Raw genomic sequence first — 23,901 nt, 5'->3', positions numbered from 1 at the left:
ACAAAAATGGCCGGATCTTGCGATCCGGCCATTCGGGTGGGCAGTGCCGGAACAGGCCGGCGTGGTTTCGGGTGTCAGATCGCCTGGGCCGGGTGCGCGTAGGAGATCGGCGACACCGCCGGATCCTCGTGGTAGCTGACCTCTTCCCACGCCGAGGCATCGGCGATCAGGGCGCGCAGCAGCTTGTTGTTTAACTCGTGGCCCGACTTGTGCGCGTGATAGGCGCCGATCAGGCTGTGGCCGAGCAGGTACAGGTCGCCGATGGCGTCCAGGATCTTGTGCTTGACGAACTCGTCCTCGTAACGCAGGCCGTCCTCGTTGAGCACGCGGTAGTCGTCGAGCACCACGGCGTTGTCCATCGAGCCGCCCAGCGCCAGGTTGTGCTCGCGCAGCATCTCGATGTCACGCATGAAACCGAAGGTGCGCGCGCGGCTGACTTCCTTGACGAAAGAGGTGGTGGAGAAGTCGATCTCGGCGCGCGAGGTGCGCTTGGAGATGATCGGGTGGTTGAAGTCGATCGAGAAGCCCACCTTGAAGCCTTCGAACGGCTCGAAGCTGGCCCACTTGTCGCCTTCCTGCACCTTGATCGGCTTCTTGATGCGGATGAAGCGCTTGGCCACCGGCTGCTCCTCGATGCCGGCGGACTGCAGCAGGAACACGAACGGTCCCGCACTGCCATCCATGATCGGCACTTCCGGCGCCGACAGGTCGACGTAGGCGTTGTCGATGCCGAGCCCGGCCATCGCCGACAACAGGTGTTCGACGGTGGCCACGCGCACTTCACCATTCATGAGCGTGGTGGAAAGGCGTGTGTCGCCGACGTTGTCCTGGCGTGCGCGGATGTCCACCGGCGGATCGAGATCCGTCCGACGGAAAACGATGCCCGTGTTCGGCGCGGCGGGACGCAAGGTCATGTAGACCTTGTCGCCCGTGTGCAAGCCGACACCGGTCGCCCGGATGATGTTTTTAAGCGTACGCTGCTTGATCATTATTGTTGGGACCCGTGGAGGCAGCAGCCAATCAGGAGCGGATGCTAACACAGTTTTAACCTGGGATAAAAGCAAACCGCACCGTACAGTCTGGTTAAGCCTTCATCTTTCTTTCATCCTTGGGAACTGGCGCACATTTGGCGCCCGCCAGCGCCGAAAGATAAGGAGCGAAGCCCGGGCCTGGGACGGGAATCCGGCCCGGGACATCGCTTCGGCACCGCGGCGACAAATCCGCGGCCCTGCCCCGCGCGCCCATCCCGGCGCACGGCATCGGGTGCCAACCAACCGCCGTCGCCGCAGCCATCGTCGCGCCATCGCGGACCTTGCAAACAGCCTGCCGCAAGGCAGCCATTCGTGAGGCAATGGAGTGACTGACCGACCCGGCGGGCGATCGTTCAACGCATCGACATGCTCCGCAATGCTCCTCAATCAGCCTGCCGGCGCAGGAATGCCGGAATGTCCAGGTAATCGAGGCCGGCATCGCCATGCTTGGCCGCTGCGCTGGACTCGGTCCGACCCTGCACCTCCGGCTGGGCATAGTCCACCACCTCGTTGCCGGTGCCGGTACGCAGCACCACCGGGCGCGGACGCATCTGCATCTGCTGGGTTTCGACCATGCGGATCGGCGGCTGGCTGCGCGAGGCATTGGCGCGGTTGAGGCCGGTGGCCACCACGGTCACGCGCACGTCGTCCTTCATGTCCGGGTCCAGCGAGGTGCCGATCACCACGGTGGCGTCTTCGCTGGCGAAGTCGTGGATGATGCGGCCGATCTCGTCGAACTCGCGCATGGTGAGGTTCGGACCGGCGGTGACGTTGACCAGGATGCCGCAGGCGCCGTTCAGGTTGACGTCCTCCAGCAGCGGGTTCTTGATCGCCGCCTCGGCCGCCGCCTGGGCGCGATCGTCACCGCGGGCGGTGCCCGAGCCCATCATGGCCAGGCCCATCTCCGACATCACGGTGCGCACGTCGGCGAAGTCGACGTTGATCAGGCCAGGGGCGGTGATCAGGTCGGCGATGCCCTGCACGGCGCCCTGCAGCACGTCGTTGGCGGCCTTGAACGCGTTGAGCAGGGTGACCTCGCGGCCGAGCACGCTGAGCAGCTTCTCGTTCGGCACGGTGATCAGCGAGTCGACGTGCTGCGACAGGTCCTCGATGCCCTTCAGGGCGACCTGCATGCGCCGGCGGCCCTCGAACGGGAACGGCTTGGTGACGACCGCGACCGTCAGGATGCCCTTCTCCTTGGCCAGCTGCGCCACCACCGGCGCCGCGCCGGTGCCGGTGCCGCCGCCCATGCCGGCGGTGATGAACACCATGTCGGCGCCTTCGAGCATCGCCTCGATCCGTTCGCGGTCCTCCAGCGCGGCCTGCCGGCCGACCTCGGGATTCGCGCCGGCGCCGAGACCCTTGGTCACGTTGCCGCCGAGTTGCAGGTGGGTGCGCGAGCCGCAGTTGGTCATCGCCTGGGCATCGGTATTGGCGACGACGAACTCGACGCCTTCGATGTTGGCGTTGAGCATGTGCGCCACGGCGTTGCCACCGCCGCCGCCCACGCCGATCACCTTGATGACTGCATTGGGTGCAAGTTTATCGATCAGTTCAAACATTTCCCGTCCTCCGTAGAGTTGTTGTCGTTTTAACCGCGGGGAGCGACTCCTGTCGGCCCGTGGTGGTGGGTGGATTTCCTTCCACCCGGGGCGGCAGCTCCTGCGCCGCCCGAAACCGCATTGCTAGAAATTCCGCGTGAGCCAGCCGCGCAGCTTGTCGACCATCCCGCCCATGCTGCTGCCCACCGGTCCGCCGACCCGCGCGCCGCCGGCGCGCGCGCCATGCAGCAGCAGACCTACGCCAGTGGCATGCAACGGACTGGAAACCACCTCGCCGAGACCCTCGACTTGCTGCGGCAGGCCGATGCGCACCATCTTGTGGAAGATCTCCTCGGCCAGCTCCAGCGCGCCTTCCATCTTCGAGGCGCCGCCGGTAAGCACCACGCCGGCGGCGACCAGGCTCTCGTAGCCGGAGCGGCGCAACTGGTCCTGCACCATCTCGAAGATTTCCTCGTAGCGCGCCTGCACGCTCTGCGCCAGCGACTGCCGCGCCAGCCGGCGCGGTGGACGATCGCCGACGCTGGGCACCTGGATGGTTTCCTCCGCATGCGCCAGCCCGGTCAGCGCGCAGGCGTACTTGATCTTGATCTCCTCCGCGTGCGCGGTAGGCGTGTGCACGCCGTAGGCGATGTCGCTGGTGACCTGGTCGCCGCCGACCGGCAGCGACGCGGTGTGGCGAATCGAACCCTGGGTGTAGATCGCAATGTCGGTGGTGCCCGCGCCGATGTCGACCAGGCACACGCCGAGCTCGCGCTCGTCGTCGGTCAGCACCGCCTTGGCGCTGGCCAGCGCGGAAGGAACCAGCTCATCGACGGTGAGTCCGCAGCGCTGGATGCACTTGGAGATGTTCTGCACCGCGGCGGCCGCGCCGGTGACCAGGTGCACGTTGGCCTCCAGCCGCACGCCGCTCATGCCGACCGGGCGGCGGATGCCGTCCTGGCCGTCGATGCGGTATTCCTGCGACTCCTTGTAGAGCACCTTGCGATCGGCCGGGATCGCCACCGCGCTGGCGGCTTCCAGCACCTGTTCCAGGTCGGCGGCGGTGACCTCGCGCTCGCGGATCGCCGCGTTGCCGTGCGAGTTGCGCGTTTCCAGGTGGCTGCCGGAGATCGAGGCGTAGACCGATCGGATGTCGCAACCGGCCATCAGCTCGGCCTCCTCCACCGCGCGCTGGATCGAGTGCACGGTCGATTCGATGTCGACCACCGAGCCACGCTTCATGCCGCGCGAGACGTGGGTGCCGATGCCGATCACGGTGATCGGCTCGCCCGGTTCGTACTCGCCGACGATCGCCACCACCTTGGAGGTGCCGATGTCCAGGCCGACGACCAGCTGCTTTTCATTGCGCGTTTTCATGGCGAGACAGTCATGAGCGGGGTGAACCTCCAGCCGGGGCGCCGGCCGCGTCGGGCCAGCGCACGGCAAAGCCGTTGGTGTAGCGAAGATCGGCGTAAACGAAGCCGTCGGCATGGCCGGCGATCAGCTGCGGGTAGACGTCGAGGAAACGATGCAGCCGGCGGCCGGCCTGCTCGCGGTCGCCGATCACGATGCGCGCGCCGCTGCCGGTGGTGACGCTCCAGCTGCCACGCTCGGTCAGCGCCACGCCATTGATGCGCAGGTGGGTGCCGGCAAACGCCTTGCTGACATCGGCGTAGAAGCTCACCACCTCGGCCAGCCGCGCATCCGGACCACTCAGGCCGGGCAAGGCGGTCAGCTGATCTACGCCGGGGGCGTCGAACACGCGGCCCTGGCGGCTGATCAGCTGCCTGTCATTCCAGCGCGCGAACGGCTGGCGCTCGTAGATGCGCAGTTGCAAGGTATCGGGCCAGCGCTTGCGCGCCTCCACCGACTCCACCCACGGCAACGCGGCGACAGCCTTCTGCACCGCATCGAGATCCAGCGCGAAGAAACCCTTGCCCAGTCGCGGCAGCACCGCCGTGCGGATCTCGGCAGCAGTGACGTGCTTGAACTCCGCCTGCACGGTCAGCTGGGTCACCGGCCAGCGATCGGCGGCAAACCACCCGCGCAGCAGCCCGACGACCGGCAACGCGACGAGCGCGATCGCCAGGCACCAGGCAGCGAGGCGGATGGGGCCTTTCACTTTGCGTCTCCTTCGGAGTCGCGGGAATAGGGAATAGGGAATGGGGAATAGGCAGAGCCGGCGTCTGCTGTTTGATGTTCCGATTCCCTATTCCCTATTCCCCATTCCCGCTGGAAGCTTGTTTCCAGCACACGCCAGCACAGTTCCTGGTAGTCGATGCCGGCGGCGGCGGCGGCCTTGGGCACCAGCGAGTGCGAGGTCATGCCGGGGGCGGTGTTGACCTCCAGCAGCCAGGGACGGCCGTTGCGGTCGCGCATCACGTCGACGCGGCCCCAGCCGGCGCAACCCAGCGCGTCGAACGCAGCCAGCGACAGCACCGCCAGTTCGTCCGCCGCGGCACCTTCGGCACCGGGGCAGATGTACTGGGTGTCCTCGGCCACGTACTTGGCGTTGTAGTCGTAGAACGCTCCCTTGGGCACGATATGGATGCTCGGCAGCACCTGGCGGCCGAGAATGGCGACGGTGAGTTCGTCGCCCTCGATCAGGGTTTCCATCAGCAGATCGCCCGGATAGCGCTCGGCCAATTCGACCGCCGCGGCCAGGTCCTGCTCGGCGAACACCCGGGTCACGCCGACGCTGGAGCCTTCGCATGCGGGCTTGACGATCAGCGGATAGCCGATCCGCCGCGCCGCGGCGAGCACGTCCGCGCCACGCGGCAGCGCGGCGAAGGTCGGCGTGGACAGGCCCAGCGATTGCCACACGCGCTTGGAGCGGGTCTTGTCCATCGACAACGCCGAACCGAGCACGCCCGAACCGGTGTACGGCACGTGCAGCGATTCCAGCGCACCTTGCAGCACGCCATCCTCGCCACCGCCGTGCTGGCCGTGCAGGATGTTGAACACACGCGCGAAGTGGCCCGCGCGCAGCGCGTCGAGCAGGGCCGGGATACCGTCGATCGCATGCGCGTCGACGCCGCGCGCGCGCAGTGCGACCAGCACGTTGCGGCCGGAATCCAGCGACACCTCGCGCTCGGCCGAGCTGCCGCCCATGACCACCGCCACACGGCCGAACTGCGCGGGATCGGTGATGCGGGAGGTGCCCGGATTCGTGATTGCGGCCATCATGCGGCCCCCTTCGTCTTGAGTTGGCCGGCGTTCGCCAGCTCGACCGCCGCCGCGCCGATGTCGCCGGCGCCGAGCAGCAGCAACAGGTCGCCGTCGTGCAGCAGGCTGGGGAGGCTGGTGCGGAACTCGCGCGGATGCTCTACCAGCACCGGGTCGACCCTGCCGCGCGCACGCACGGCACGCGCCAGCGCGCGGCCGTCGGCGCCGGCGATCGGCGCCTCGCCGGCCGGGTACACATCGGTCAGCACCAGCACGTCGGCGTCGGCCAGCACGTTGGCAAAATCGTCCAGCAGGTCGCGCGTGCGGCTGTAGCGGTGCGGCTGGAAGGCCACTACCAGGCGCCGCTCCGGCCAACCGCCGCGCACCGCCGCGAACACCGCCGCAATCTCGCGCGGGTGGTGGCCGTAGTCGTCGACCAGCAGCACGCGGCCGCCATCGATGGCGAGTTCGCCACGCCGATGGAAGCGCCGGCCCACGCCCTGGAAACCCTTCAGTGCGGCGGCGATCGCCGCCACCTCGACACCGAGCTGCCAGCCGATCGTGGCGGCGGCCAGCGCGTTGAGCACGTTGTGCCGCCCGGGCAGGTTCAGCGTGACCGGCACGGCCGCCGCGCCATCGGGCAACTGCAGTTCGAAATGCATCTCGAAACCCTGCTGGCGCAGGTTCAGCGCGCGCACGTCGGCGTCCGCGCTGTCGATGCCGTAACGGATCACCCGGCGATTGGTGGCCTTGGCCAGCGCGGCCACTTCCGGGTCGTCCACGCACAGCACCGCCAGGCCGTAGAACGGCAGCCGGTGCAGGAAATCGGCGAACGCCTTCTTCACCTCGGCGAAGTCGCCGTGGTAGTTCTCCAGGTGGTCGGCGTCGATGTTGGTGATCGCGGCGATCACCGGCGACAGCAGCAGGAAGGAGCCGTCCGACTCGTCCGCTTCGGCCACCAGGTACTGGCCGGTGCCGAGCCGCGCGTTGGCGCCGGCCGCATTGAGCTGGCCGCCGATCACGAAGGTCGGGTCGTAACCGGCCTCGGCCAGGACGCTGGCGGTGAGGCTGGTGGTGGTGGTCTTGCCGTGCGTGCCGGCGATCGCGATGCCGCGGCGAAAACGCATCAGCTCGCCCAGCATTTCCGCACGCGGGATCACCGGGATGCGCGCCGCGAGAGCAGCAGCCAGCTCCGGGTTGTCCGCCTTGATCGCGCTGGAGGTGACCACCACGTCGGCGCCGGCGACGTTCTCCGCGGCGTGGCCCACGTGCACGGTGAGGCCCAGCCGCTGCAGCCGCTGCACCGTGGGTGAGCCGGCACGGTCGGAACCGGACACCGCGTAGCCCAGGTTGTGCAGCACCTCGGCGATGCCGCTCATGCCCACGCCGCCGATGCCGATGAAATGCACCCGGCGGAACGTGCTCATCGGGTCCTGCTGGGCGGAGAGCCGGCTCATGCAGCCACCTCCGTGCAGGCGCGCGCGATCACCTGCGCCGCGTCGGGCTTGGCCAGCGTGCGTGCCGCTTCGGCCATGGCCAGCAGGGCGGTTCGATCGCCGAGCAGCGCAGCCAACCGCTGCGCCAGTTGTTGGTTGTCCAGTGCATTCTCCTGCATGATCTCGGCGGCGCCGACCGCCGCAAGCGCCTCCGCGTTGCGCGTCTGGTGGTCGTCCACCGCGTACGGAAACGGCACCAGCAAGGCGCCGAGCCCGGCGGCGGAAAGTTCGGCCAGGGTCAACGCACCAGCACGGCAGACCGCCAGGTCCGCCCAGCCGTAGGCATCGGCCATGTCGTCGATGAAGGCCACCACGCGCGCTTCCACGCCGGCCTGCGCATACGCCGCGCGTGCCTCGTCGAGGCCACGACTGCCGCACTGGTGCAACACCTCGGGACGCTGCCCGGGTTCGAGTCGGGCCAGCGCCTGCGGCACCGCGAGATTCAGCGCACGCGCCCCAAGGCTGCCGCCCAGCACCAGCAGGCGTGGCGCACCCGGGCGATCGGCCATGCGTTGCGCCGGCGGCGGCAGCGCGCCGATCACCGCACGCACCGGATTGCCGACCCACTGCGCCTGCGGCAGCACGCCGTCGAAGCCGGCCAGCACGCGGCGCGCCAATGCGGCCAGCTTGCGGTTGGTGAAACCGGCCACGCGATTCTGTTCATGCACCAGCAGCGGCCGCCGCAGCAGCCACGCGGCGAGACCGCCGGGGCCGGCCACGTAGCCACCCATCGACAGCACGCTGCGCGGACGCAGCCGCCGCAGCAACGCCAGCGAGGCAAGAAGCGCGCGCAGCAGCATCAGCGGCGCCAGCAGCCGGGTCTTCCAGCCCTTTCCGCGCAAACCGCCCACCGCCACCGTGTGCAACTCGATCCCGTGCGCCGGCACCACCCGCGTCTCCATCCCGCCGACCGCCCCCAGCCACGCCACCGGCACACCTTGCCCGCGCAGGCATTCGGCCACCGCCAGTCCCGGGAAGATGTGTCCACCGGTGCCGCCGGCCATGATGAGCACCGGTCGCGGATCGGCAAAAGCAGGCCGCGCCCCGCGCCGGTCTTCGCCCATTCCCGATTCCCGCGTCGCGGCGTTCATGCGGCCTCCGCCTCGCGCGGCGTCACCGCGGCATTCGCGTCGGCCACGGTCACGGCTGCCGGCATGCGCGTGGCCATCTGGCGGGCGTCCAGCGCGCGGTTGATCTCGAAGGTGGCGCGCAGCAGCACGCCGGCCATGGCACAGGTGAGCACCATCGAGGAGCCGCCGTAGCTGATCAGTGGCAGGGTCAGGCCCTTGGTCGGCAAGGCGCCGAGGTTCACGCCCACCGACACGATCGCCTGCATCGCCAGCATCAGCGACACGCCGAACGCCACGTAGCCGGCGAAGCGCTGGCCCACGTCGACACCCTTCAGGCCCACCTGCAGGCCGCGCCACACGGCCAGCGCGAACAGGCCGATCACCAGCACCACGCCGGCCAGCCCCAGCTCCTCGCCGATCACCGCGAAGATGAAATCGGTGTGCGCCTCGGGCAGGTAGGAGAGTTTCAGCACGCTGGACCCCAGGCCCACGCCGTCCCACTCGCCGCGGCCGATCGCCATCAGCGACTGGGTCAGCTGGAAGCCGTCGTTGAACGGGTCCTTCCATGGGTCGAGGAACGAGGTCAGCCGCTTCATGCGGTAGCTCTCGCCGGTCGCCGCGATGTACAGCAGCGGCATCAGCGGCAGGCCCATCAGGAACAGGAAGATCGGCCGCGCCCCGCCCAGCCAGACCATCGCGATGGTCACCGCGATCACCAGCGTGGCCGAGCCGAAATCCGGCTGCACCAGCAGCAGCAGCACGATGATGCCGGCCACGGCGATCGGCTTGATCAGGCCGAGGAAACGGTTCTCCACGCTGTCGCGGTGGCGTACCAGATAGCTGGCGATGTAGATCACCAGGATCAGCTTCACCGCCTCCACCGGCTGGAACGTGGTCACCAGCAGGTTGAGCCAGCGCCGCGCGCCGTTGATGCGCATGCCCAGGTGCGGCACGAACACCGCCAGCAGCAGCAGGAACGCCAGGGCCAGCAGCGGAAACGCGTACTTCTCCAGCAGCCGCAGCTCCGTGCGCATGGCCAACCCGGCCGCGACCATGCCGATCCCGAGGAACACCAGGTGCCGGCGCAGGAAATAGAACGCACCCAGCTCCTGGCTGTCCGCCACCGCGATCGAACTGGACGCCACCATCACCACCCCGATGCTGGCCAACCCCACCAGCGCAACCAGCAGCCACGGGTCGAAATGCCCCCGCGGGCCATTGCGACGACGAGCCTGGGAGGCGGCGTCAAACATTTGCTTGCTCCGCTGCGAGGGAATAGGAAATAGGGAATAGGGAATGGGAAGAGCATGCGGGCGCACGGTCGCGACGCACTGCGCGCTCTTTCCCATTCCCTATTCCCGATTCCCTATTCCCGGCTCTCATCAGCGCACCTTCAACGTGGCAAGACCGACCAGCACGAGGACGACGGAGATGATCCAGAAGCGCACGATCACGCGCGGCTCGGGCCAGCCCTTCAGTTCGAAGTGGTGGTGCACCGGCGCCATGCGGAACACCCGCTTGCCGGTGAGCCTGAAGCTGGCCACCTGGATCATCACCGAGGCGGTTTCCATCACGAACACGCCGCCCATCACCAGCAACACGATTTCCTGGCGCACGATCACCGCGATGCAACCGAGCGCCGCGCCGATCGCCAGCGCGCCCACGTCGCCCATGAACACCTGTGCGGGATACGTGTTGAACCAGAGGAAGCCGAGCCCGGCGCCGGCCAGCGCGCCGGTGAAGATCGCCAGCTCGCCCGCGCCGGGAATCGCCGGCACGCCGAGGTACTCGGAGAACACGCGGTTGCCGGCCACGTAGGCGAACACGCCCAGCGCGCCGGAGACCAGCACGGTCGGCATGATCGCCAGGCCGTCCAGGCCGTCGGTGAGGTTCACCGCGTTGGAAAAGCCCACGATCATGAAATAGGTGATCACCACGAAAAACAGCCCCAGCGGCACCACCACGTGCTTGAACAGCGGCACGTACAGCGCGGTCTCCGCCACGGTGGCGCCATGCACGGCGTGCGGCGCGGTGTAGAACAGGAACAGCGCGGCGCCGAGGCCGAACACCGACTGCCAGAAATACTTCCAGCGGCTGGCCAGGCCGCGGCTGTCCTTCAGCACCAGCTTGCGGTAGTCGTCGTAGAAACCGATCGCACCGAAGCTCAGCAGCACGCCGAGCACCACCCATACGTAACGGTTGTGCACGTCGGCCCACAGCAGGGTGGCCACGGTGACCGAGAGCAGGATCATCACGCCGCCCATGGTCGGCGTGCCGGCCTTGACCAGGTGCGTCTGCGGACCGTCGCTGCGCACCACCTGGCCGGCCTTCAGCGCGGCCAGGCGGTTGATCAGCCACGGCCCGCACAGCAGCGACAGCGACAGCGCGGTGAGCGCAGCCATGATGGCGCGGAAGGTGATGTACTGGAACAGATGCAGGGCGGTGAAATGCCGCGCCATCCAGTCGGCCAGCTCAAGCAGCATCGTTCGCACCTCCGTGGGCGGGCGCGGCAATGAGCGCGGCCACCACCTGTTCCATGCCGGCCGAACGCGAACCCTTGACCAGGCAGGTGACGCCCGCATGCAGCTGCGCGCGCAGCGCGTCGATCAGGGCCGGCTTGTCGGAAAAATGCTCGCCGCCGGCGCCGAACGCCTCCACCGTGGCCGCGCCCAGCGGGCCGACCGCGAACAGGCGATCGACGCCGCGCTCGCGCGCCCGCTCGCCGATGCCCGCATGCAGCGCACGCGCGTCCGCGCCCAGTTCGGCCATGTCGCCCAGCACCAGCCAGCGCTCGCCGCCGGCCAGCAGCAGCGTGTCGATGGCGGCCGCCATGGAACCGGGGTTGGCGTTGTAGCTGTCGTCGATGACCGTCCAGCCGCCGACGGCAACCAGGCGGCGCAGGCGACCGGCCACGCCGGAAACCTGCTCCAGCCCGGCAACGATGGTTTCCAGCGGCACCTGCAACGCCAGCGCCACCGCAGTGGCGGCCAGTGCGTTGGCCACGTTGTGGCGACCGGGCAGCGGCAAGTTCACCTCGGCCTCGCCCGCCGGCGTGTGCAGCATGAAGCGCGAACCGTCGGCGCGCAGTTCGATCGCACCGGCGCGCACGTCGGCCGGTTGCTCCAGGCCGAAACGCAGCGTCTTGCGCGCACCGGCGAGCCCGCCGAAGAAGCTGGCAAAGCTGTCGTCCGCGTTGATGATGGCAATGCCGTCGGCCGGCAAGGCCTGGTACAGCGCGCCCTTGGTTTCGGCCACGCCCTCGATGCTGCCCATGCGTTCAAGATGGGCCGGCGCGATGAGCGTGACGAGGCCGATATCTGGCCGTGCGATGGCAGCGAGATAGGCGATGTCGCCGGGCTTGCCCGCGCCCATCTCGAACACCGCGTATTCGGTGTCGCGCGGCATTGCCAGCAGGCTCAGCGGCAGGCCCAGCTCGTTGTTGTAGTTGCCGCTGCTGACGTGCGTGCGGCCATGGCGCGACAGGATCGAGGCGACCAGGGTCTTCACTGTGGTCTTGCCGTTGGAACCGGTGATGCCGACCACGCGCACGTCGCGTTGCGCGCGCACCGCGCTGGCCAGGTCGCCCAGCGCCACCTCGACGTCGTCGACGCGCAGCTGCGGCAGCGCGCTGTCGACCGGATGCGTCACCAGCGCCGCCACCGCGCCGCGGGCCAGCGCTTCGTCCAGGTAGTCGTGGCCGTCCACGTGCTCGCCCTTGATCGCCGCGAACAGTTCGCCCGGGCGCAGCTTGCGCGTGTCGATCGCCACGCCGGTGATCTCGGCCTGCTCCAACGTCGCGTCGCCGTCGAGCAGGCGACCGTGCAGCCACATCGCGATGGCGCCCAGCCGCATCATGCGTGCGACTCCCGGCCCAGCCGGTCCAGCGCGGTGCGCGCCACTGCCAGATCGTCGAACGGATGCTTGCCGGTGGCGCCGTCCTGGTAGGTTTCGTGGCCCTTGCCGGCAATCAGCACCACGTCGCCGGCGCGGGCCAGCTCCAGCGCGTCGGCAATCGCCACCGCGCGATCGCGCTGGACCGCCATCGCCTTTGCGTCGGCCATGCCGGCCACGATTTGCGCCACGATCGCGTCGCCGTCCTCGCCACGCGGGTTGTCGTCGGTGACGATGGCGATGTCCGCCAGCCGCGCCGCGATCGCGCCCATCAGCGGGCGCTTGCCGGTGTCGCGTTCGCCGCCGCAACCGAACACGCAGATCAGCTTGCCCGCGCAATGCGCGCGCAGGGCGGTCAGCGCCTGCTCCAGCGCATCAGGCGTGTGCGCATAGTCGACTACCACCAGCGGCAGGCCGTGCCATCCGCCCAACCGGTTCATCCGGCCATTGACCGGTTGCAACTGCCCGGCCACCTGCACGATGCGTTCGAACGGTTCGCCCAGTGCGCCAAGGCAGGCGATCACGGCGAGCAGGTTGGCGACGTTGAAGCGGCCGAGCAGGTGGCTGTGCAGTGCGCGGCTGCCCCACGGCGTGCGCAATTGAAAGCTGAGCCCGCTGGCCGAAGTCACCACGTCTTCGGCGGCGACATCCGCCGCGCTCTCGCCGGCCGCGCTGAAGCGCAGCACGCGCAGGTTGTCGGGCAGCGTGCCGGCCAGTTCGCGGCCGAAGCCGTCGTCGCTGTTGAGTGCTGCCACGCGCAGGCCCGGCATCGCGAACAGCATGGCCTTGGCCGCGCCGTAGGCTTCCATCGAGCCGTGATAGTCGAGGTGGTCGCGGGTGAGATTGGTGAAGGCCGCCGCCTCGAATTCCACCCCGGCCACGCGCCCCTGCACCAGCGCGTGCGAGGACACTTCCATCGCCACGTGGCTGACGCCGGCATCGCGGAAGCGCGCCAGCAGCGCCTGCACGCTGATCGCGTCGGGCGTGGTGCGCTCGCCTTCGAGCAACTGGCCATGCACGCCGGCGCCCAGCGTGCCGATGGTCGCGGCGCGGTGGCCGAGCGCCGTCCAGGCCTGCGCCAGCAACTGCACGCACGAGGTCTTGCCGTTGGTGCCGGTGACGCCGACCACGCGCATCGACTCGCTGGGCCGGTCGTGGAAGCGCGCCGCGATCTCGCCCACCTGCGCATGCAGGTCGTCGATCCACAGCACCGGCACGTCGAGCGCCGCGACATCCTCGGCCGGGGCTTCGGCCAGCACCACGCGGGCACCACGCTGCACCGCGTTGGCGGCGAACGCGATGCCGTGCGCGCGGCCGCCGCGCAGCGCGAAGAACGCATCGCCGCGGCGCACCTGGCGCGAGTCCAGGGTCATGCCGGACACCACCATGCGCGCCGCCGCCGGGTTTGCCGCCAGCTGCGCATCGGCGATCCCCAGCAGCAGCTGATCGAGGTGGCCGGTGCTCATGGCGTGCCCTCGTCGATCGGCGCGTCGTCGATCGGCGCTTCGACCGGCGGCTTGCTGCCCGCGAGGCCGCCGGCGCCCTGAAGCGGGCCGCCGACGTACCAGCGGCCGATGTTGTCCGGCGGCACGTCGAGCAGGCGCAGCGCACCGCTCATCACGCGCGAGAACACCGGCGCGGAGACCATGCCGCCGTAGTAGCTGCCCTTGCTCGGGTTGTCGACCACCACCACGCCGACCAGGCGCGGGTTGGTGGCCGGCACGATGCCGGCGAATGCCGCGGTGTAGCTGTGCTTGTCGTAGCCGCCGGCGTTGGCCTTGTGCGCGGTGCCGGTCTTGCCGGCGACCGCGTAATTGGCGATGCGCGCCTGCGGCGCGGTGCTGCCGGGGCCGGTCACGGTCTCCATCATCCCGATCAGCTCGTGCGCCACCTCGGGCGAGATGATCTGGCGCGAGGGCGTCTCCGCGTCCTTGATGAAGCTCGGGCCATGCATCAGGCCGTTGTCGGCGATGGTGGCGTAGGCGTTGGCCAGCTGCAGCACGGTGACGTTGAGGCCGTAGCCGTAGCCGAGGATGGCCTTTTCCAGCGGCCGCCAGTCGGCGCCGATGCGCAGGTAGCCGGAGGCTTCGCCGGGGAAGCCGCTGTTGGTGCTGTTGCCGAAACCGAAGGCGCGGTAGGTGTCGTACATCAGCGTGGTGTCCAGATCCATCGCGATGTGCGCCGCGCCCACGTTGCTGGACTTGGTGATCACGCCGGTCGGCGTCAGCAGGCCGTAGTTGTGCGTGTCGTGGATGTCGTGGCCCTGGAAAAACCAGTGTCCGCCGGTGGTGTCGATGATCGGGCTGGTGGGGGTGAACTTGCCGCTGGACAGCGCCGCGGCCATCAGGATCGGCTTGATCGTCGAGCCCGGTTCGAGCACGTCGGTCATCGCGCGGTTGCGGCGCTGGCCGGCGCGGCTGGAGTCGAGCGCGTTGGGGTTGTAGGTGGGCAGGTTGACCATCGCCAACACCTCCCCGGTATGCACGTCGAGGATCACCATCGAGGCCGAATCGGCCTGGAACTTGTCCACGGTGCTCTTCAGTTCGCTGTAGGCCAGGAACTGGATGCGCCGGTCGATGCTGAGGGTGAGGTTGCGTCCCGGCTTGGGTGCGCGCACCTGCTCGACGTCTTCCACCACGTGGCCCATGCGGTCACGGATCACCCGCTTGGCGCCGGGCTTGCCCGAGAGCCAGTCGTCGTAGGCCAGCTCCAGCCCCTCCTGGCCGTGGTCGTCGATATTGGTGAAACCCAGCACGTGCGCGGTGACCCCGCCGGATGGGTAGAAGCGCTTGAACTCGCGCTGGCCGTTGATGCCGGGGATGCCCAGGTCCAGTACCGCCTGCGCGGCTTCGGGCGACATCTGGCGACGCAGATAGACGAACTCGCGGTCCGAGCGCTGGGCCAGGCGGCTCTTCAGCTCGTCCGCATTCACGCCCAGCGCGCGCGCCAGATCCGGGATGCGCTGGTCGTTGTCCAGCACCTCGGAGGGATTGGCCCAGATCGAGGTCACCGGCGTCGACACCGCCAGCGGCTCGCCATTGCGGTCGAAGATGGTGCCGCGCGAGACCGGGATCGGCATCTCGCGCAGGAAGCGCGCGTCGCCCTGGCGCTGGTAGAACTGCTTGCGTACCACCTGCAGGTCGAACGCTCGCGCGACCAGGCCGGTGGCGGTAAGCCCGAGCAGGCCGGCAACCAGATACATGCGCCGGCGCGCGCTGGGGCCGCTCGCCTGGCGGCGACCGCGTGCGGCTGGCTTGGCGTGTTTGCGCATGTCCATCAGCGCAGCAACCGGATGTCTTGCGGGCGCGGATCGACCATGCCCAGCTTCTGCCGTGCCTCGTCGTCGATGCGACGCGGCTCGGCGTAGGTGGCCTGCTCCAGTTCCAGGCGGCCGTATTCGATGTTGAGGTCGTCGCGCTGGTTCTGCAGCTGGGTCAGTTGCACGAACAGCACGCGGCTTTCGTGGCGCGTCCACACCACGCCCAGCGCGCTGGCCACCGCGGCCACCAGCAGGAGTGCGCAGATCACGGTGCTGATCAGCTTCACGCGGCGACCTCCCGCGACAGCTTCTCGGCCACGCGCAGCACCGCCGAGCGTGACCGCGGATTGGCGGCCAGCTCGGCTTCGGACGGGAATTGCGCCTTGCCGATTGCCACCAACTGCGCCGGCGCCCCCTGCACTGGCGGTCCGCGACGACTGTTCTGCACGCGTCCGGAGTGGTCGCGGATGAACAGCTTCACCGCGCGATCCTCCAGCGAGTGGAAACTGATCACCGACAGCCGCCCGCCCGGCTTGAGCCGTTCCAGCGCGGCGTCCAGACCCTGCTGCAAGGCGTCCAGCTCGCCGTTCACGCGAATGCGCAGCGCCTGGAAGCTGCGCGTGGCCGGATGCTTGCCCGGCTCGCGCCGGCCCACCACGCGCTCGATCAGCGCGGCCAGCTGGCCGGTGCGGGTGAACGGGGTGGCGTCGCGATCGGCCACGATGGCGCGGGCGATGCGCCGGCTGTGGCGCTCCTCGCCGTAATTCCACAGCACGTCGGCGATCTCGCGCTCGCTGGCGTGAGCGAGGAAATCGGCGGCGCTCTCGCCCTGCGTGGTATCCATGCGCATGTCCAGCGGCGCATCGGCCATGAAGCTGAAGCCGCGCGCGGCCTCGTCCAGTTGCGGCGACGAGACGCCCAGGTCGAGCAGCACGCCGTCGAGCCCGGCGGCGGTCTCGTCCCACTCGGCCAGGCTGGAGAAGTTGGCGTGGCGGATCGCCACCCGTGCGTCGGCGGCAAACTCGGCCCGCGCAGCGGCGATCGCGGCCGGATCGCGATCCATCAACAAGAGCCGGCCGGCCGGACCCAGGCGCGACAGCACCGCGCGCGCATGACCACCGCGCCCGAACGTGCCGTCCAGATAGCGCCCGTCTGAGTGCACGGACAATCCCTCCACCGCCTCGCCCAGCATCACCGGGACATGCTGCAATTGCACCGAGCGCACTCCCGTCCCATCCCGCATGATTCCGCCACGCCCGCGCCTGTGGATTACAGGCGCAGCTCTGCCATTTCGCTGGTGATCTCGTCTTCGCCGATGCTCTGGCGGATCTTGGCCAGGTGCGCCTGCTCGCTCCACAGTTCGAATTTGTTGCCCATGCCGAGCAGTACCGCCTTCTTCTCGATGCCGGTGGTGGCCCGCTGGCTGGCCGGCAGCAGGATGCGCGCGGCACTGTCGGGCTCGACCACGGCGGCGGCGCCGACCAGCTTCATCTGCATGTCGCGATGGGCCGCCTTGACCTTGGGCAGCTGGTTCACCTGATCGCGCACCTTTTCCCACTCGTCATGCGGAAACAGCCACAGGCAACCCGGTTCGAACGGGTTGTAGGTGACCACCAGACGATTGGCGCACTCGCCCGCCACCTGCTCCCGATACGCGGTCGGGATGGCCAGGCGGCCCTTGTCGTCGATGGTGATGGCGGTTTCGCCCTGGAACACGGTCAGCAGACTCCACTAAAACCCACGATTTCACACTGAAAGCCACGATAGTCTCGCCCGCTGAGACTGTCAAGCCGAAATTGCTTGTGAATCAAGGAGTAAAGGCGAAGTCTGAATGTATGTGCAGGATATTCTCAGGAAGGCCGACAAGGTGGTTGAAAGCAGGGAATTTTTTGCGGTGACCCTGCAGCCGGTTTGCGGCCGAGGCCAGCCGCTTGGCGCTTCCGCGCCCCCGTGACCGACGCACGCGGATGAATCGCCGTTCATCGGCACGCGCAGCCGACGCCGCGACAGGTCAGTCGCGGCGTCGGCGGTACGGAAAGAGGTGGAGTCGGCCTGTAAGCCGGGTTCTGTACGCCTTGCGGCGCGACAGTCATTCCTCTCGGCCAGGCGTCGCCGCCTGGCTCCAGCAACCTACCCGGGAACAACGCGGGCCGCGTTATCGTTCCCCTATTTGGTCTTGCTCCGAGTGGGGTTTACCGTGCCGTACGGCGTTGGCCCCGTACGCGGTGCGCTCTTGCCGCACCCTTTCACCCTTGCCTGATCCTCTTGCGAGGCCATCGGCGGTCTGCTCTCTGTTGCACTGGCCGTCAGCTCACGCTGCCCAGGAGTTACCTGGCACTCTGCCCTGTGGAGCCCGGACTTTCCTCGATGCGCTTGCGCGCGACGCGACTGCCCGGCCGACTCCGTGGGGAAGTGTAGCGCGATAGCGTCAGTAACATCCCATCACTCGCCGGGAGAGGGTGCCCACAGGGTGGGGAAGGTTCGCCTTCGCGGCAATTAGATCGACAGCCTTTCGAGCTGTCAGGAACTTGATCGAGCTCCCCTCGCTGAGTGAGCAGAGGACAAACAGATAGCGCCAGATGGCCATGAACTCTCACAGGATCGGCGTTCGCCTACACGTAGTGTCGGCATTACCAGCTTCATTTTAAGTTTGTATATGCTTGGTCGATTCCGATACTTGACACCGCGCATTGGGGGGGGGATAGCGTTTTTGAACAGGGGATAAATTAGGAGTATCAAAGATGAGGACTATCAAGATGAAATCCGGGTCTGTTCCGGGCAAAGCGAAAGCCATTGCGCTGACTCTGCTGATAACGTCCATCGGTTTGGGTAGTGCGGCATTTGCGGCATCGTCCGCACACAGCAAGACTGGAATCCAAGGTACCGCCGTCGCGGCGACTACCCAAACCCAGTCATCGTCCGCAGGCTTCGAACTGGACTACTTCCACGCCGAAAGAGTATCCAAGACCTACGCCATTCGGCTCAAAAATGGATTAAGTGCTTCGTTTGACTTCCAGAATGGCACCGCCACACTAACGGATGTTACGGGGCACCAGACAACGCTCCCACTGGAGCAGGTTCTGCTGCAAGCCACTAATGGTAATAGCCAAGCGGCTGCCCAGATGTACGATCAATTGTATCAGTCCATCAGCGCCGCCAAGTCCGACGCGATCATGGCGCATGCAGGACCAGCGAGCGCTAGCGCCAACTTTCGTCAGCCGATTGGCGGAACAAGGAACGTCAGTCCGAATTTTTTCTTTCCGCCACCACGCGATACGGGCGGGCTTGGCGACGACGACGGTTCACTGTGGGCCACTCCAACCGGTGGCGACTGCTTTCCCATCCCTGGTTCATGCAACGAATGGTCGGGAGGCTTGTCAGACTGGGGTCCTGGCGGGATGTCAAATTGGGGCTCGTACAACCTCTGGTGGGGCAGTGCCTTCGGAGATCCTCCGCCGACTTCTCAACCGCCGCGCCCCGACGGGTGTGCTCCCAACGACATTGATTGCATCCTTTGGGAACACGACCGAAAAAACGCATGTGACGATTTGGTATCGGACAACTTGTCTCAAGGCGGAATGGATGTAGCCACAGGGGCTATGTGCGCAGTCGCAGAGACCCCGCCCACAGCTCTGGGTTGTCTGGGCGCATTCATCACATGGGGAGTAGGCTTGCACACATTGCACAAACATACCGAGCAATGCCACACCCCTTATCCGGGTCCAGGCCACTGAATTCTCTACCACGAACAGCACGGTCGTAAATCTGCATGGCTTATCCGACAAAAAATCCGGTTTCCCCGCAACATGCCAGCAAGCCGACGACATGGCGACGATGGGTCTTCTGGCTTGGATTTTTGACTCTAGTTATCATTAACGGCGTAGCGGCGTTTCGTCATCGCCGTAGCGGCGAAGATTGGCTTTCAGCCTTCGGATTCGCGTTTGACCGGGACCTTCTCCAGATCTTGGGCGACGCCGCCGTCCCGCTCATCGGGGTTGTGTTCATCCGCGTGCAAGTGATGAGGCTGCCGCCAAGCCGAGAGAAAACCGTCCTGACTTGGCTGACCTGGTCGCTCTTCCTATTTTTGTTAGCGTGGTGGTCACTGCATATTGCACTTTTTGGATCACTGTAGAACGCATTTGAGAAGCGGCAGTTCCGTACTACGCAGAAACTGCCGTTCACACGAACGCGCCGCCGCCCCGGCCCGAGGGTCGAGACGACGGCGGGTGCGCGATGAGGTGGAGTCGGCCTGTAAGCCGGGTTCTGTACGCCTTGCGGCGCGACAGTCATTTCTCTCGGCCAGGCGTCGCCGCCTGGCTCCAGCAACCTACCCGGGAACAACGCGGGCCGCGTTATCGTTCCCCTATTTGGTCTTGCTCCGAGTGGGGTTTACCGTGCCGTACGGCGTTGGCCCGTACGCGGTGCGCTCTTGCCGCACCCTTTCACCCTTGCCTGATCCTCTTGCGAGGCCATCGGCGGTCTGCTCTCTGTTGCACTGGCCGTCAGCTCACGCTGCCCAGGAGTTACCTGGCACTCTGCCCTGTGGAGCCCGGACTTTCCTCGATGCGCTTGCGCGCGACGCAACTGCCCGGCCGACTCCACGGGGGAGTGTACCCTGATGGGGATGGCGGCAGGAACATCCGCTCTCCCGCTGGACAGTGCCCGCAAGACAGGTGAGAGTGCCCCTTGCCGCAAAGACCTCGACGGCCTTGTCGTGTTCTCGGTCGAGCCTCGCTCACCGAATGAATAGAGGAGAGGCAGACACCGCCAGGTGGCTTTGCCCCAGGCAATGCCACACTCCGCACCCAGACCATTAGTCTTCCGGGCACTTCGATATATATGAAAAATACATTGCAAAAGCCGAACAATGTAACCAAGCCTGCGAAACCAGCGATTGGTCACCGCCCCGGATTCTGGTGGACAGTGGGGATTCTTCTATTCGTTATATCGATCTTTGTACCTGCGTACAAACTTCACCAAAGCGGCGAGGACTGGCTGTCGGCGTTCGGATTACCGCTCGATAGGGTTTTTTTCCGCCTTATCGGCGACGCTGCAATCCCGATATTCACGATCACGTTGATTTTGCAACAAGTGAGGAAGCTGACGCCGAGCCGGGAGAAAACCGCATTGAACTGGCTTGGTTGGTCGCTCTTCGCCTTTCTGCTCGTGTGGTGGTCCCTTCTGGGGAATATGGTTTTCGGACCATAGCAACGGGGAACGGGGGGAAGCCAAAGCTCGCGCGCCGCGCTTTTCCGATTCCCTATTCCCCATTGCCTATTGCCCGCTCGCCATACAAGAGCTTCCGCGGCGCCCCGCTGATCGCCGCCGCCAGCTTCGCGGCCTTCGCCGGCGGCAACTCCTCACGCAGGATTGCGAAGATGCGCTTGCCTTCGGCGAGTTTCGCGTCGGCTTCCTCACCGCGCCCCGCCACCAGGATTACGTGTTCGCCGCGTTGCTGGTCGGGATCGGCGGCGACGCGCGCGGCCAACGCCGCCAGCGGTTCGCCAAGCACGGTTTCGAACATCTTGGTCAGTTCGCGCGCGAGCACGGCTTCGCGCTCGGCGCCGAACACGTCGCGCATGTCGGCCAGGCTTTCGGCGACGCGGTGCGAGGACTCGTAGAAGATGATCGTGCGCGACTCGCCGGCCAGTTCCTGCAGCCGGCTGCGCCGCGCGGCGGCCTTGGCCGGCAGGAAGCCCTCGAACACGAAACGGTCGCTGGGCAGCCCGGCGACGGACAGCGCGGCAATCGCCGCGCAGGCACCCGGTATCGGCGCACAGCGGATGCCTGCCGCGCGCGCCGCGCGCACCAGGCGGAAACCCGGATCGGAAATCAGCGGCGTGCCGGCGTCGGAAATCAGCGCCACCGATTCACCACCCTGCAGGCGCGCCACCAGCGCATCGACCACCTCGCGCTCGTTGTGGTCGTGCAGGGCGACCAGCGGCGTGGCGATGCCGTGATGGAGCAACAGCGGGCGACTGTGGCGAGTGTCTTCGGCGGCGATCAAGGCCACCGCGCGCAGCGTCTCGATGGCGCGGGCGGACAGGTCGTCGCGATGCCCGATCGGCGTCGCCACCACCCACAGGCAGCCGGGTTGAACACGGGACATCGGACACTCCATGGGCCGGCGGAACGATCGGCTATCATCGCGCATTGACGACCATGACGACCAAGGGATTTCCCATGCGCTTCATGCGCCTCGCGCGAGTCATCCTCACGACCCTGCTGTTCGCGCTCGCACTGAATGCGTGCGTGCCGACCGGCGCAGTGCGTTCGCCGGCCGAAATCGCCGCCGCGCAGCACGCCAGCGCGCTGGCGCAGCAGGGCCAGTTCGACCAGGCCGCCCAGGCCTGGCTGCAGCTTGCCGCGCAATCGTCCGCGCACGCAGACAGTTATCGCCTGCAGGCCGCCGAGGCATGGCGCCAGGAAGGCCGCATCGAACAGGCCGCGCCGGTGCTGGACAAGATCCGGCGCGAGCGGCTGAGCGGCGACGAACCGCTGCGCCTGGACCTGCTGCGGGCGGAGTTGGCGCTGGACCAGCACGACGCGCGCACCGCCCTGCGCCTGACCAGCCAGCCGAACGTGTCCGTGCCGCCTTCGCTGCAGCTGCGCCTGCTGGAACTGCGCGCCCGCGCCATGAAGGATTCCGGCGACCTGTGGGGCGCCGCGCGCACCCGCGTGCAGATGGATGCCGAACTGCAAGGCTTCGACCAGGCGCAGAACCGGCGCCAGGCGCTGGATCTGCTCGCCAGGCTCGGCATCGCGCCGCTGCAACACCGCGCCGCCGCGATGAAGCCCGGCGACCGCATGCTGCCGTGGATCAACGAGGCCCTGCGCCAGCTCGGTGTCAGCGTGGCGCAGCCGCAGCCGGAATTGCAGCAAGCGGTGGGCATGCTGCTGCCCGAAGCCGGCGCCAACGTGCGCGAAGGCTACAAGGTGCCGGCCCAGGTCGCCCTGCTGTTGCCGGCCGATGGCGACTACGCCGCCGCCAGCACACCGATCCGCCAGGGTTTCTTCGCCGCCTATTTCGATGCGGGCCGCAACCACGCGCCGCGGCCGACGGTACGCAGCTACAACAGCCACGGCACGGCCGACGGCGCGGTGCAGGCCTACCAGCAGGCGGTGCGCGACGGCGCCCGGCTGGTGGTCGGCCCGTTGACCCGCGGTGAAGTCGCGGCGGTGTTCGCGTTGCCGCAACTGCCGGTGCCGGTGCTGGCGCTGAACCACCCGGACGACCGCCAGCTGCCCGCCGGCAACGCCAGCGAGTTCGGCCTGCTGCCGGAAACCGAGGGCGCGCAGGCCGCCGACCACATGGCCGAGCGCGGTCTGCTGCACGCCTACGTGATGATCTCCGGCGACGACTTCGCGCAACGTGCGGCGAGCGCATTCAAGGCCGAGCTGATCTCCCGCGGCGGCGACGTGGTGGCCATGACGGTGCTGCCGAGCGGCGCCACCAGTTTCGCCGACGCGATCAAGAACCTGCAGTTGCCCACGGCCAGCGCGGCACCGGCGCCTGCCGCCGCGACAAGCACCGCCGACGCCGCGACGGCGACGCCCGCCGCCCCCGCCGATACCGGCATCTTCATCAGCATGCGCCCCAACCAGGCGCGGCTGCTGATGCCGCAACTGCGCATCGCCCAGGTCCAGCTGCCGGTGTTCGCCACCTCGCACGTGTACGCCGGCAGCGACGACGCGCCAGCCAATCGCGACCTGGACGGCGTCGAGTTCTGCGACGCGCCCTGGCTGTTCGACGCGCAGCCCGGCCTGCCCGACCGTGCGGCGATCGCGGCGAAGCTGCCCGCCGCCCGCGATGGCGCCGCGCGCCTGTTCGCGTTCGGCATGGACGCGTGGAGCCTGGTGCCCTACCTCGACTGGCTGAAGGCGCATCCGGGCAGCTACATGCCGGGCGCCACCGGGCAGCTGGCCGCCGATCCGTTCGGCCGCATCCGCCGCGTGCTGACCTGGGCGAAGTTCGAGAATGGCGTGGCGCGCCCGCTCAGCGGCAACCTGCAGATCGACTCGGTACCTTCGCCGCCGCCGGCGGCGCCGGCGCCGGCCAGTTCCAGCGCCGACGCCAACCCCGCCGGCTGATGCGCGCGGCCGGCGACGACTTCGAACAGCGCGCCTGCGTCGCGCTCGAACGCGCCGGCCTGAAGCTGCTGGCGCGCAACTACACCACCCGCCACGGCGAACTGGACCTGGTGATGCGCGATGGCGACACCGTGGTCTTCGTCGAGGTGCGCTACCGCAAGAGCGCCAGCCACGGCGACGCCGCCACCTCGGTCACCGCAAGCAAGCAGGCCAAGCTGATCCACGCCGCGCAGCACTGGCTGGCCGCCCACCCGCAGCATGCGCGACGCCCGTGCCGCTTCGATGTGGTCAGCTACGACGGCCCGGTCGACGCACTGCAAAGGCAATGGTTGCGTGGTGCCTTCGAGGCGGGTTGAG

21 protein-coding genes and 2 other RNA genes are annotated in these 23,901 nt (G+C 67.7%); 5 read left to right on the top strand and 18 right to left on the bottom strand.

The window, feature by feature from the left end; translation table 11 throughout:
- Positions 1–74: 74 nt before the first annotated feature.
- From lpxC to rnpB (ACVCL3_RS14225), 16 genes are all read right to left on the bottom strand, one after another.
- Positions 75–989 (bottom strand): UDP-3-O-acyl-N-acetylglucosamine deacetylase, encoded by a 915-nt coding sequence (gene lpxC / locus ACVCL3_RS14300; protein ID WP_395120094.1) that lies wholly within the window; start codon positions 987–989, stop codon positions 75–77.
- Between the two features lie 425 nt (positions 990–1,414).
- Positions 1,415–2,593: a cell division protein FtsZ gene (gene ftsZ, locus ACVCL3_RS14295; protein ID WP_395120095.1), complete on the bottom strand. Its 1,179-nt coding sequence runs from the start codon at positions 2,591–2,593 to the stop codon at positions 1,415–1,417.
- Positions 2,594–2,716: 123 nt separating this feature from the next.
- A complete protein-coding gene (gene ftsA / locus ACVCL3_RS14290; RefSeq protein ID WP_447098155.1) occupies positions 2,717–3,949 on the bottom strand; it encodes a cell division protein FtsA in 1,233 nt (410 codons plus the stop codon).
- 10 nt (positions 3,950–3,959) lie between these two features.
- Positions 3,960–4,694 carry a cell division protein FtsQ/DivIB gene (locus ACVCL3_RS14285; protein WP_395120097.1) on the bottom strand — a complete coding sequence of 245 codons (735 nt, stop codon included), beginning with the start codon at positions 4,692–4,694 and terminating at the stop codon, positions 3,960–3,962.
- The gene (locus tag ACVCL3_RS14280; RefSeq protein WP_447099527.1) at positions 4,691–5,755 is read right to left on the bottom strand and encodes a D-alanine--D-alanine ligase; all 1,065 of its coding nucleotides are present in this window, start codon (positions 5,753–5,755) and stop codon (positions 4,691–4,693) included. The genes ACVCL3_RS14285 and ACVCL3_RS14280 overlap by 4 nt, the downstream gene beginning before the upstream one ends.
- On the bottom strand, positions 5,755–7,194 hold the full coding sequence (gene murC / locus ACVCL3_RS14275; protein ID WP_447099745.1) for a UDP-N-acetylmuramate--L-alanine ligase: 1,440 nt from the start codon (positions 7,192–7,194) through the stop codon (positions 5,755–5,757). The genes ACVCL3_RS14280 and murC overlap by 1 nt, the downstream gene beginning before the upstream one ends.
- A complete protein-coding gene (gene murG / locus ACVCL3_RS14270; RefSeq protein WP_447101535.1) occupies positions 7,191–8,297 on the bottom strand; it encodes an undecaprenyldiphospho-muramoylpentapeptide beta-N-acetylglucosaminyltransferase in 1,107 nt (368 codons plus the stop codon). The genes murC and murG overlap by 4 nt, the downstream gene beginning before the upstream one ends.
- A 23-nt stretch (positions 8,298–8,320) precedes the next feature.
- Positions 8,321–9,556, bottom strand: a complete 1,236-nt coding sequence (gene ftsW / locus ACVCL3_RS14265) for a putative lipid II flippase FtsW (RefSeq protein WP_395120099.1) — start codon at positions 9,554–9,556, stop codon at positions 8,321–8,323.
- 129 nt (positions 9,557–9,685) lie between these two features.
- Positions 9,686–10,786 (bottom strand): phospho-N-acetylmuramoyl-pentapeptide-transferase, encoded by a 1,101-nt coding sequence (gene mraY, locus ACVCL3_RS14260; RefSeq protein WP_447099744.1) that lies wholly within the window; start codon positions 10,784–10,786, stop codon positions 9,686–9,688.
- Complete coding sequence (locus tag ACVCL3_RS14255) at positions 10,776–12,158, bottom strand: UDP-N-acetylmuramoyl-tripeptide--D-alanyl-D-alanine ligase (RefSeq protein WP_447099743.1); 1,383 nt, start codon at positions 12,156–12,158, stop codon at positions 10,776–10,778. The genes mraY and ACVCL3_RS14255 overlap by 11 nt, the downstream gene beginning before the upstream one ends.
- Entirely contained in the window at positions 12,155–13,660 is a 1,506-nt protein-coding gene (locus ACVCL3_RS14250) for a UDP-N-acetylmuramoyl-L-alanyl-D-glutamate--2,6-diaminopimelate ligase (protein WP_447098153.1), read from the bottom strand. The genes ACVCL3_RS14255 and ACVCL3_RS14250 overlap by 4 nt, the downstream gene beginning before the upstream one ends.
- Positions 13,657–15,471, bottom strand: a complete 1,815-nt coding sequence (locus tag ACVCL3_RS14245) for a peptidoglycan D,D-transpeptidase FtsI family protein (RefSeq protein WP_395120103.1) — start codon at positions 15,469–15,471, stop codon at positions 13,657–13,659. Before ACVCL3_RS14245 ends, ACVCL3_RS14250 begins: the two co-directional genes overlap by 4 nt.
- Positions 15,471–15,731, bottom strand: a complete 261-nt coding sequence (ftsL, locus tag ACVCL3_RS14240; RefSeq protein ID WP_395121244.1) for a cell division protein FtsL — start codon at positions 15,729–15,731, stop codon at positions 15,471–15,473. Before ftsL ends, ACVCL3_RS14245 begins: the two co-directional genes overlap by 1 nt.
- A 5-nt stretch (positions 15,732–15,736) precedes the next feature.
- Positions 15,737–16,696, bottom strand: a complete 960-nt coding sequence (gene rsmH / locus ACVCL3_RS14235) for a 16S rRNA (cytosine(1402)-N(4))-methyltransferase RsmH (protein ID WP_447099742.1) — start codon at positions 16,694–16,696, stop codon at positions 15,737–15,739.
- A 26-nt stretch (positions 16,697–16,722) separates the two neighbouring features.
- On the bottom strand, positions 16,723–17,169 hold the full coding sequence (gene mraZ / locus ACVCL3_RS14230; protein ID WP_395120105.1) for a division/cell wall cluster transcriptional repressor MraZ: 447 nt from the start codon (positions 17,167–17,169) through the stop codon (positions 16,723–16,725).
- Positions 17,170–17,492: 323 nt separating this feature from the next.
- Positions 17,493–17,857: RNase P RNA component class A (gene rnpB / locus ACVCL3_RS14225), an RNA gene on the bottom strand.
- Between the two features lie 337 nt (positions 17,858–18,194).
- On the opposite strand from rnpB (ACVCL3_RS14225), the gene ACVCL3_RS14220 reads away from it, so the two are divergent.
- Together ACVCL3_RS14220 and ACVCL3_RS14215 are read left to right on the top strand one after the other, a co-directional pair.
- Entirely contained in the window at positions 18,195–19,187 is a 993-nt protein-coding gene (locus ACVCL3_RS14220) for a hypothetical protein (protein ID WP_447099741.1), read from the top strand.
- Positions 19,188–19,222: 35 nt separating this feature from the next.
- Entirely contained in the window at positions 19,223–19,585 is a 363-nt protein-coding gene (locus ACVCL3_RS14215; protein ID WP_447099740.1) for a hypothetical protein, read from the top strand.
- A 104-nt stretch (positions 19,586–19,689) separates the two neighbouring features.
- Here the strand turns inward: ACVCL3_RS14215 and rnpB (ACVCL3_RS14210) are convergent.
- Positions 19,690–20,053, bottom strand: an RNA gene (rnpB, locus tag ACVCL3_RS14210) — RNase P RNA component class A.
- 239 nt (positions 20,054–20,292) lie between these two features.
- On the opposite strand from rnpB (ACVCL3_RS14210), the gene ACVCL3_RS14205 reads away from it, so the two are divergent.
- On the top strand, positions 20,293–20,661 hold the full coding sequence (locus ACVCL3_RS14205) for a hypothetical protein (RefSeq protein WP_447099739.1): 369 nt from the start codon (positions 20,293–20,295) through the stop codon (positions 20,659–20,661).
- Positions 20,662–20,713: 52 nt separating this feature from the next.
- Here the strand turns inward: ACVCL3_RS14205 and rsmI are convergent, their stop codons facing one another.
- Positions 20,714–21,562, bottom strand: coding sequence for a 16S rRNA (cytidine(1402)-2'-O)-methyltransferase (rsmI, locus tag ACVCL3_RS14200; protein ID WP_447099738.1), 849 nt, complete (start codon positions 21,560–21,562; stop codon positions 20,714–20,716).
- A gap of 74 nt (positions 21,563–21,636) precedes the next feature.
- On the opposite strand from rsmI, the gene ACVCL3_RS14195 reads away from it, so the two are divergent.
- Together ACVCL3_RS14195 and ACVCL3_RS14190 are read left to right on the top strand one after the other, a co-directional pair.
- Positions 21,637–23,544: a penicillin-binding protein activator gene (locus ACVCL3_RS14195; protein WP_447099737.1), complete on the top strand. Its 1,908-nt coding sequence runs from the start codon at positions 21,637–21,639 to the stop codon at positions 23,542–23,544.
- The gene (locus ACVCL3_RS14190; RefSeq protein ID WP_395120109.1) at positions 23,544–23,900 is read left to right on the top strand and encodes a YraN family protein; all 357 of its coding nucleotides are present in this window, start codon (positions 23,544–23,546) and stop codon (positions 23,898–23,900) included. The genes ACVCL3_RS14195 and ACVCL3_RS14190 overlap by 1 nt, the downstream gene beginning before the upstream one ends.
- Position 23,901 lies beyond the last annotated feature (1 nt).

The sequence above is a fragment of the Rhodanobacter sp. UC4437_H4 genome, assembly GCF_052978425.1.
The sequence above is the reverse complement of the archived record's forward strand: the minus strand, read 5'-3'. Positions and strand labels throughout refer to the sequence as shown.